Genomic DNA, 9,224 nt, shown 5'->3' with positions numbered 1-9,224 from the left:
GGGGGGGGGGGCCCCCCCCCCCCCCCGCCCCCGCCCCCCCGGCCCCCCCCCCCACCCCCGCAGCGCCCGCGCAGGACCTCGACTCCGTCGCCCTTGAGGTCGTCGCAGTGGGCCGCGCGGCCCGTCATCGCCATCACCAGGGCCACGGTGCTTCCGGTGACCAGGGGCCCGGCGCCGGCCGCGAAGGGGCCGTCGGTGGCGACGAGTTCGAGCCCGCCGATGCGCCCCTTCGCCACCACCACCTGGTCGGTGCCCCGGTAGTACTCGGCGACCTTCGTCACCGTCTCGACCGGATGGTCGCGGCGGATCCCGAGGGGCCGCCGGATGTCCTCCCCGTGCACGAGCGTCTCCCCCAGCATGGCGATGACGGGGAGGGGAGGCTTCGTCGTGCTCGTGACGACGCCGCGGAACCGCTCCAGCGTCTCGGCGGGGCTCGCGCCCAACTGCTCGGCCAGCCGCACGGCGACCTGCTTGTCGAAGTCGAACCGGCAGCGGATCACGCCCGCCAGCCACCGCACCGCGTTGAGGCTCGCGCCCGCGGTGAGATGCGCCAGCACCTCACGGACGCTGAGCCCTGCGCACAGCGAGGGCGTCGCCCACTGGGCAGCCGTCGTCGCGTCGAGGTCGGCGGCGAGAGCGGCGCGTTCCTGATGGATCAGGGCCCAGAGCGGATCGACTGTGTCGGCCATGGGGGAAGGTCTCCTGTCACGGGCGGGGCGGTACGCGGTACTCGGCAAGCAGTGCCCACGGTACGGTGCCACGGGTGGAGCAGCGGCGACCGACCCACGGCCGCCGCCGGGAGGGAAACATGTCGGGAGAGATCTCGCGCGCCGGGGGCGACTCCGGCGTCGGCCCGTCGTCGCCCGAACTGCGGGCCTCGCACGCCGACCGGGACCGGGTCGTGGACGTGCTCCGCGTCGCGGCGGGGGACGGCCTGTTGACGGTGGAGGAGTTGGACGAGCGTCTCGAAGTCACCCTGTCGGCGCGGACGTTGGCCGAACTGGCGCCGCTCACCGCCGACTTGCGGCCCGCGGCCGAGGCCAAGGACGTCGTCCGGATCGAGCAGGCGCACAGCGGCGCAATCGAACGCCGGGGGCGCTGGGTGGTGCCGCGCAGGCTCGAACTCGCGGTGACCTTCTGCGCGGTGACGCTCGACTTCACCGACGCCGTGCTCACCCACGACACGTTGGTGATCGACTCGTCGATGATCGGGAAGCGGCTGACGCTGGTCACGAAGCCGGGCATCGTGGTCGACACCGACGCCCTGCAACTGGCGCACTGCAAGGTCAAGCAGCGGCACGGGGCCGGGGATCCGGACGTGCCCGTCACCCTGCGCATCGAGCTCGTCGGCCACAAGACCCATGGCAGCGTGGTGATCCGTCCCCGGCGCCAAATGTTCGGGAAGTGACTCGACACAAGGTGTGACGCGCACGGCGCCGGTACCCTCCAGCCATGTCCGAACCCACCGTGGCGCGCTTCTACGACGAACTGGCCGACGACTACCACCTGATCTACCCGGACTGGGACGCGAGCGCCCGGCGGCAGGGCGCGGCGCTGGACGCCGTGATCGGCCGGGACGGCGCCGCGGTGCTCGACTGCTCCTGCGGCATCGGCACGCAGGCCATCGGTCTGGCCCTGCACGGGCACCGCGTCACCGGGACCGACCTCAGCCCCCGCGCCACGGCCCGCGCCGCCCGTGAGGCCGCGCGCCGGGGGCTGCCGCTGCACACGGCCGCCGCCGACATGCGGCAACTCCCCTTCACCGACGGCCGGTTCGACGTCGTCGTGTGCGCCGACAACGCGCTGCCGCACCTGCTCACCGCGCAGGACGTGCGCACCGCCCTGACCGAGATGCGCCGCGTGCTGCGCCCCGGCGGACTGCTGCTGGTCAGCACGCGCCCGTACGAGGACCTGCTGCGCGAGCATCCCGCGTCGATGCCTCCGCAGGTCCACCGGTCCGAGGAGGGGCGGACCGTCACCTTTCAGCTCTGGCACTGGCAGGACGACGGTGAGCACTACGACTTGGAGCACTTCCAGCTCCTCCCGGACGCGGGAGAGGACTGGCGGGTCCGGGTGCGCCGGACCTCCTACTGGGCGCTCGGTCAGGAGCGGCTTGCCGGGCTCGCGGCTGAGGCCGGGTTCGTCGACGGCGCATGGCGCGCGTCGGAGGAAACCGGCTTCTTCCAGCCGCTGTTCGTGGCCCGCGCCGCCGCGTAGGACCTTGCTCGTCCGGTGAAGGCCGGGCTGGCGTCAGCCGGTGAAGACCAGGCTGACGTTGTGCCCGCCGAACCCGAACGAGTTGGCCAGCGCCGCCGACCACTGCCCGGAGCGCCGCTCACCATGGACCACGTCCAGGTCCACGCGCGGGTCAAGTGTGTCGAGGTTGCGCGTGGCCGGCAACGCCCCGTCCCTGAGCGCGAACATCGCGGCCATGGCGCCCACCGTCCCGGACGCTCCCAGCATGTGACCGGTCATCGACTTGGTCGCCGTGACCGCGGCGTGCCTGCCGATCACGCGGCCGATCGCCTCGGCCTCCGCCACGTCACCGGACTCCGTGGAGGTGGCGTGGGCGTGCACGACGCCGATGTCCGCCGGAGTCACGTCGGCGTCGCGCAGCGCCAGTTCCATGGCGAAGGACTGGCCGTCCGCGTCGGATGCCGTGATGTGGTCGGCACTCGAGCTCACGGCGCTGCCGGCCAGCGTGCCGTGGACGCGTGCGCCACGGGCCCGGGCGAACTCGGGGCTTTCGAGCACCATCATCCCCGCGCCCTCACCCATGACGAACCCGGACCGCTCGACGTCGAACGGGCGGGACACCGCCTCCGGGTCGTCGGACCGCGTCGACAGGGCCTTCATCTGGGCGAACGCCGCGAGGGTGAAGGGGTGCAGACACGCCTCCACACCACCGGCGACCACCACGTCCGCCCGCCCGGCCCGGATCAGGTCCTGCGCCATGGCGAGGGCCTCCGCCCCGGACGCGCACGCGCTCACCGGGGTCCTGGCGCCGCCCTTCGCACCGAGGTCCATGCTGACCCAGGCCGCGGGCCCGTTCGGCATCAGCATGGGGACGGTGAAGGGTGAGAGCCGGCGGATCCCGGAAGCTTCGAAGACGTCGTCCTGCCCCAGCGTGGTGAGCACACCACCGGTCCCGGTGCCGATGACGACGGCGAGCCGCTCCGGCTCGACCTGCGGAGCGCCGGCGTCCTGCCATGCCTCGCGCGCGCTGATGAGGGCCATCTGCTCACCGCGATCCAGCTTCCTGGCCTCGGGCCGCGGAAGCAGCGAGGCCGGGTCCACCGTGAGCCCGGCCGCGACACCCACCGGCAGCTCCGCGGCCCACTCCTCCTCCAGGAGCCGCACGCCCGACGTGCCGTCCAGCAGCCCCGCCCACGTCGTCGGCGCATCGGCTCCCAGCGGCGTCATCGCGCCGACGCCCGTCACCTGCACATGACCGTTCCCAGTCACCCGAGCCTCCTTGCCTTGTTCAGATGCTACATAGCTGTCGATCTGGCCTCCCTGCGATCTTGCCAGCCATCAACTGGCCCATCAGGCGAGGAGTCGACCGATTCCGCCGCGAGACATTGTCGAGTCCTCACAAGTACCTCCCTGCCCACTCACGCCCTCCAGCGCACCCACCGCCGTCACCCACCCCCTTGATTTCCCAGATCGTACGTGCTCGGATTATCTCGGCAGGCGGGTTCGCGAGAACCCCCGGTGGCGCCCCCGTACGGCGTCCGCCGCGGTGATCCCGCATGCCCTCGCACCCTCCGCACCACCGCACGTGCCCAGTACGTCCGCGCTCGTCTCCCGGAGGAACCCCCGATGTTCGACTTCTCGTCCGTCGACGTCCTCGACGCCTTCACCCGTGAACTGCAGCTGTGCAAGGTCCGCGAGGGAGAGCACGTCGTCGTGCTCTCCGAGCCCGGCAGCCGTGGTGACTACGTCGCCGCCGCGTTCGGGGCCGCCAAGAGCCTCGGCGCCCACGTCGTGTCCGCCACGGTGCCCGGCGGCAGCCCGGCCCCGCTGCCCAGCACCCACACCGGCGCGGGCCCCGGCCTCGTATCCGTCCTCAACGACACTGCCGCGCAAGAGCTGTTGAAGGCGGCCGACCTGGTCGTGGACCTGACCCGCGAGGGCTTCATCCACGCCCCGCTCCAGCAGGACATCCTCAAGACCGGCACCCGCATCATCTTCGTCTGCGACGCGCCCGACGTCCTCATCCGCAACCTGCCCAGCGAGCAGGACAAGGTGCGCGTCCAGGAGGGCGTGGACCGGGTCCGTACCTCCTCCGTCATGCGCGTGACCTCCGAGGCCGGCACGGACCTGACGGTCCAACTGGCCGATTCCCACCCGGAATTCCAGACCGGCTTCGCCGACGACCCGGGCCGCTGGGACCACTGGCCGAGCACGATGGTGCTGTGCTGGCCGGAGATCTCCGACGGGCGGATCGTGCTCGCCGAGGGCGACATCCTGCTGCCGTTCAAGGAGTACGTGCAGCGTCCCGTCACGCTCCATGTCTCGGGCGGACACATCCAGGAGGTCACCGGCGGCGCCGAGGCCAAGCTGCTGAACACCTTCTTCGAGGACTCGCACGACAAGTGGGCCCGCAGCCTCTCCCACATGGGCTGGGGCCTGATGAAGTCCGCCGACTGGTTCGCCACCGCGATGTACGGCAAGGACGAGTTGATGGGCATGGACGCCCGCGCCTTCGCCGGCAACTTCCTGTGGTCCACGGGCCCGCACCCGCACCTCCAGCGCGACTCCTACGCCCACCTCGACATCGCGATGCGCGGCTGCACGGTCAGCCTGGACGGCACCGACGTCGTCACCGGCGGACACCTCGTCGAAGGCTGAGCCCGGTCCCCCACCCCAACGCCGCATCCCTGGAGGAGTCTTGCCTCTCAGCCAGTCCTACGAAGTCACCGTCGTCGGCGGCGGTCTCGGCGGCCTCACCGCCGCCCTGGCCCTGCGCCACAAGGGACTGCGCGTCACCGTCCTCGAACAGGCCGCCGAGCTCGGCGAGGTGGGCGCCGGCATCCAGACCGCGCCGAACGCCAGCCGCGTCCTGATGCGGCTCGGCCTGCGCAAGCAGCTGGAGGCCATCCGCACCGAGCCGCAGGACCAGGTGCGCCGCCGCTGGCAGGACGGCAGCATCATCGGACTCACCCCGCTCGGCCGCCGTGTCCAGGAGGAGTTCAACGCCCCTTACTGGCACTACCACCGCGCCGATCTGCACCGCACCATCCTCGACGCGTGCACCGACCCGCTGGGCCCGGGTCCGGTCGTCGAGATCGTCACCGGAGCGCGCGTCGTGGAACTCGACCGTACGTCCCCGGACCGTCCCGTCGCGGTCACCGACGACGGCGCTCGGCACGAGGCCGACGTGCTGGTCGGCGCCGACGGCATCCACTCGCGCGTCCGCGACCTCATCGGCGCGGAGGACACGCTGGTCTTCTCCGGCGACATGGCATTCCGCACGCTGATACCCGGCGAGCTGCTGAACGCCGACCCGGCCACCCGCTTCCTCTTCGACCGCTACCAGAGCACCATCTGGTACGGGCCCGGGCGCCATCTCGTCCACTACCTGATCCGCGGCGGCGAGTGGCTCAACATCGTCGGCTGCGTCCCGTGGAAGGACGAGTACGGCGAGAAGACGACCTTCTCCGGCACCACCGAGATGCTCGTCGACGCCTACGCCGAGTGGGACGACCGCGCCCCGGCCATGCTCGCCAAGGCCAAGGGCGACATCACCTGCTTCCCCCTCTACCACCGCCGCCGCGATCCGAACTGGATCGACGGCCGCGTGGCCCTCCTCGGCGACGCCTGCCACGCGATGCTCCCCTACCAGGCGCAGGGCGCGTCGCAGGCCATGGAGGACGGGGCCGTGCTCGCCGAGGAGTTGGGCGCGGTGACCCGCGAGGGGATCGCAGGCGCGCTGCAGCGGTACGTCAACCGCCGTGCCCGGCACGCCGGGATGGTGCAGCAGGCCTCGCTGCGCAACCAGGTCTTCTACCGCTATCCGGACGGCCCGGAGCAGCAGGCCCGCGACGCCAAGCTCGGCGAGCGCTACGACGGCGAGTCCGACGTGTCCTACGAGTGGCTCTGGCGCGGCACCCCGCTGGACACCTCCGACGACGAGTCCTTCGCCTACCGCCACCACCACTGAGCCGATTTTCCCCCGGCCAGTTCCCGCGCCCTGGAGGTTCCGTGCCCACCCCGTACGACCCCGCCACCGACCGCGTCTACGAACGCGCCGGATTCGGCGCCGCCGTCGCCCGCGGCCACCGTCCCGCCCTGATCGTGGTCGACCTGACGCGCGGCTTCACCGAGCCGGGCTTTGCCACGGGCAGCGATCTGACCGCCCCCGTCGAGGCCACGGCGGAGCTGGTGCGCGCGGCCCGCGCCGGCGGCGTACCCGTGGTGTGGACGGTCATCGCCTACACGGCCGCCGAGGCCGAGGGCGACGCGGTCACCTGGCTCGCCAAGGCGCCCGGCATGCGGGCGCTGCGCGAGGGCGGCGAGGCCGTCGCCCTCGATCCACGGCTGCCGTACGAGGAGGGGGACCAGTTCATCGTGAAGAAGGGCGCGTCGGCGTTCTTCGGCACAGCGCTCGCCTCCCTGCTGACCGGCCTCGGCTGCGACACGGCGGTCGTCTGCGGTGCCACGACGAGCGGCTGCGTGCGGGCCACGGCGGTGGACGCGGTGCAGTACGGCTGGCCGGTCCTCGTACCCGCCGAGGCGTGCGGCGACCGGGCGGCGGGGCCGCACGAGGCGGCGCTCTTCGACATCCAGGCCAAGTACGGGGATGTCGTGGGCCACGAGGACATGGTGAAGTACCTGACGACGAAGGGGGTTTGAGATCATGGACGCGTCTTCCGGAGCCGCACAAGATGCCGCGCGGGATGCCGCTCAGGACCGTGAGGCCCGATGGCCGGAGCGTTACCTGACGCAGCCCGGCCTCGCGGACCTCGCCGACATCCCGGCCGTCAGCCGCTGGGCCCGCAGCGGGGACGTGCGGCTGCACGTGCTGGACTACGGCGGCGACGGCGTGCCCCTGCTGATCCTGCCCGGCATCACCAGCCCGGCGATCACCATGGACTTCGTCGCCCGCGAACTGACGGACCTGGCACGGCCGTTGGTCCTCGACATCCGCGGCCGCGGCCTCAGCGACGACGCGGCGGACCACTCGCTCGACGCCCTCGCCGCCGACACGGAAGCCGTGATCGAGCAGCTGGAGCTGGCGGACCCCGTGCTGTTCGGCCACTCCATGGGTGCCCGGATCGCCGCCGCCACCGCGGTGCGGGGCCATGTCCCGCTCGGTGGAACGCTGTTGGTGGACCCGCCGATGAGCGGCCCGAGCCGGGGACCGTACCCGACGACGCTCGCGGCGTTCACGCGCCAGCTGTCGCAGGCCCGGCGCGGCACGGATGCCGACGAGGTCGGCGGCTTCTGGCCGACCTGGCCGCGCCGGGAGCTGGAGCTGCGGGCCCGCTGGCTCGCCAGTTGCAGCCTGGAGGCGATCGAGCGCGCCCACCAGGGCTTCGAGAGCGAGGACTTCTTCGCCTGGTGGCCCCAGGTGCCGGGTCCCGCGACGCTGCTGTACGGGGCCGACAGCCCGGTCGTCACCGCCGAGGGCGCCGCGGAGGCCGCCGCCGCGAACCCGGCGGCGCGCATGGTTCGCATCCCGGACGCGGGACATATGGTCTTCTGGGACAACCCGGCACCGGCCCTGGACCTGCTGCGCACCGCGCTGCGGCAGACCCTCTCACCGGAGCCGGGGGACACCTCGATCCCTGCAGACGACTCACACGACAGCGGTGCCATGACCTCGCCCTCCTCCCCCAACCAGGCCGACGATGTCGCCGCGCCCGACGAACTCACCCACGCGCCGGGCTTCCTGGCCCGCCGGCTGTACCAGGCGTACCTTGCCGCGTGGCTGCACGACGTCGACGCGACGCTGACCGGACCGCAGTTCGCGGTCCTTCAGATCGTCGGCGAGAACCCCGGCTGCGACCAGCGCTCCATCGCCGCGCTCGCCGCGCTCGACACCTCGACGATGGCCGATGTCGCCCGGCGCCTGGAGAACCGGGGCCTGCTGTCCCGCACCCCCTCCCCCGCCGACGCGCGCCGCAAGCTCCTCAATCTCACCGAGGAGGGCCGCGTCACCGTGCACGACGCGAACCTGCGGGCCCGCAAGCTCGACGAGGAGCTGCTGCGGCCGATCCCGGCGGAGCAGCGCGCCGACGTGCTGCGGCACCTGGCGGTGCTCGCCGATCACTGGGAGCGGCTCGGCCAGGAGCACTGACCTCCGTCACCGACCCCGCCCGATGAGGACATGCAGGTCCCCGCCCTCATCAGGCATGCCTCAAAACTTGGAGCGAACCATGACGGATCACCACATAGGGATGATCGTCCCCAGCTCGAACCTCACGATGGAGACCGAGCTCCCCCGTCTGATGCGGGCGCGCGAGGCCGTCTCCCCGGAGGACCGCTTCGTCTTCCACAGCAGCCGGATGCGCATGAAGCACGTCACGCCCGAAGAGCTGCGGGCGATGAACGCGCAGACGGAGCGCGCCGTCCTGGAGCTGGCCGACGCCCGGCCCGACGTCGTGGCGACGGCCTGCCTCGTCGCCATCATGGCGCAGGGTCCAGGACACCACTGCACGGCCGAGGACGAGATCAAGGACGTGCTGCGCGCCCAGGAGGCGCTGGTCCCCGTGGTCTCCAGCGCTGGCGCACTGCTCGACGGCATCGCCGCGCTCGGCGCGAAGAAGGTCGCCATCGTCACGCCCTACATGAAGCCGCTGACCCGGAAGGTCGCCGACTACATCGAGGACGCGGGCGTCGAGGTGGTGGACGCGCTGAGCCTGGAGGTGCCGGACAACCTGGCCGTCGCCCGGCTCGACCCGCAGGACCTGCGCGAGCACCACAAGCGCCTGAAGCTCGGCGACGCGGACGCGCTGGTGCTGTCCGCGTGCGTACAGATGCCGTCCCTGCCAGCGATCCAGCCGGTCGAGGACGAGCTGGGGCTCCCGGTCCTGTCGGCGGCCACCGCCACGGCGTTCCGGATCCTGTCTGAGCTGGGCCTGCCGCCGCTGGCGCCGAACGCGGGCCGCCTGCTGGCCGGCCCGACCGCGCCGTGAAACCACCGCGTTAACTCCGTGCGCGAACCCTTGCCAAGCAAATTCGTACGTGCTCGGATTACATCCGTTCGCGCACTGACA

9 protein-coding genes are annotated in these 9,224 nt (G+C 72.0%); 7 read left to right on the top strand and 2 right to left on the bottom strand.

The window, feature by feature from the left end; all coding sequences use genetic code 11:
• Window positions 1-689, bottom strand: a 689-nt coding sequence (locus tag ACYSUO_RS38135; RefSeq protein WP_461780792.1) for a maleylpyruvate isomerase family mycothiol-dependent enzyme, incomplete at its 3' end; no start/stop codon positions are given.
• A gap of 119 nt (window positions 690-808) precedes the next feature.
• Between ACYSUO_RS38135 and ACYSUO_RS38130 the strand changes: the two genes are divergently transcribed.
• Window positions 809-1,408 (top strand): DUF1707 SHOCT-like domain-containing protein, encoded by a 600-nt coding sequence (locus tag ACYSUO_RS38130; protein ID WP_461780791.1) that lies wholly within the window; start codon window positions 809-811, stop codon window positions 1,406-1,408.
• A gap of 44 nt (window positions 1,409-1,452) precedes the next feature.
• Window positions 1,453-2,217, top strand: a complete 765-nt coding sequence (locus tag ACYSUO_RS38125; protein ID WP_461780790.1) for a class I SAM-dependent methyltransferase — start codon at window positions 1,453-1,455, stop codon at window positions 2,215-2,217.
• A 33-nt stretch (window positions 2,218-2,250) separates the two neighbouring features.
• Here the strand turns inward: ACYSUO_RS38125 and ACYSUO_RS38120 are convergent, their stop codons facing one another.
• Entirely contained in the window at window positions 2,251-3,465 is a 1,215-nt protein-coding gene (locus ACYSUO_RS38120) for a beta-ketoacyl-[acyl-carrier-protein] synthase family protein (RefSeq protein ID WP_461780789.1), read from the bottom strand.
• 357 nt (window positions 3,466-3,822) lie between these two features.
• Here ACYSUO_RS38120 and ACYSUO_RS38115 point away from each other — a divergent pair, with 357 nt between their 5' ends.
• The 5 genes from ACYSUO_RS38115 (at window position 3,823) to ACYSUO_RS38095 (ending at window position 9,143) form a co-directional block, all read left to right on the top strand.
• Entirely contained in the window at window positions 3,823-4,854 is a 1,032-nt protein-coding gene (locus ACYSUO_RS38115) for a hypothetical protein (RefSeq protein WP_461780788.1), read from the top strand.
• 40 nt (window positions 4,855-4,894) lie between these two features.
• Window positions 4,895-6,166 carry an FAD-dependent monooxygenase gene (locus ACYSUO_RS38110; protein WP_461780787.1) on the top strand — a complete coding sequence of 424 codons (1,272 nt, stop codon included), beginning with the start codon at window positions 4,895-4,897 and terminating at the stop codon, window positions 6,164-6,166.
• Window positions 6,167-6,207: 41 nt separating this feature from the next.
• Window positions 6,208-6,858 (top strand): isochorismatase family protein, encoded by a 651-nt coding sequence (locus ACYSUO_RS38105; protein WP_404267439.1) that lies wholly within the window; start codon window positions 6,208-6,210, stop codon window positions 6,856-6,858.
• A gap of 4 nt (window positions 6,859-6,862) precedes the next feature.
• Window positions 6,863-8,305, top strand: coding sequence for an alpha/beta fold hydrolase (locus ACYSUO_RS38100; RefSeq protein WP_461780786.1), 1,443 nt, complete (start codon window positions 6,863-6,865; stop codon window positions 8,303-8,305).
• A gap of 79 nt (window positions 8,306-8,384) precedes the next feature.
• The gene (locus ACYSUO_RS38095) at window positions 8,385-9,143 is read left to right on the top strand and encodes a maleate cis-trans isomerase family protein (protein ID WP_461780785.1); all 759 of its coding nucleotides are present in this window, start codon (window positions 8,385-8,387) and stop codon (window positions 9,141-9,143) included.
• Window positions 9,144-9,224 lie beyond the last annotated feature (81 nt).

It is taken from the genome of Streptomyces sp. UC4497 (assembly GCF_054871485.1).
Note: the sequence above shows the minus strand (reverse complement) of the source record. Positions and strands in the feature narration are given on the sequence as shown.

Excerpts from the sequence above, each read along its gene's own strand:
- ACYSUO_RS38130 (WP_461780791.1), top strand. The coding sequence starts at position 809 with ATGTCGGGAGAGATCTCGCGCGCCGGGGGCGACTCCGGCGTCGGCCCG.
- ACYSUO_RS38125 (WP_461780790.1), top strand. The coding sequence starts at position 1,453 with ATGTCCGAACCCACCGTGGCGCGCTTCTACGACGAACTGGCCGACGAC.
- ACYSUO_RS38115 (WP_461780788.1), top strand. The coding sequence starts at position 3,823 with ATGTTCGACTTCTCGTCCGTCGACGTCCTCGACGCCTTCACCCGTGAA.
- ACYSUO_RS38100 (WP_461780786.1), top strand. The coding sequence starts at position 6,863 with ATGGACGCGTCTTCCGGAGCCGCACAAGATGCCGCGCGGGATGCCGCT.
- ACYSUO_RS38095 (WP_461780785.1), top strand. The coding sequence starts at position 8,385 with ATGACGGATCACCACATAGGGATGATCGTCCCCAGCTCGAACCTCACG.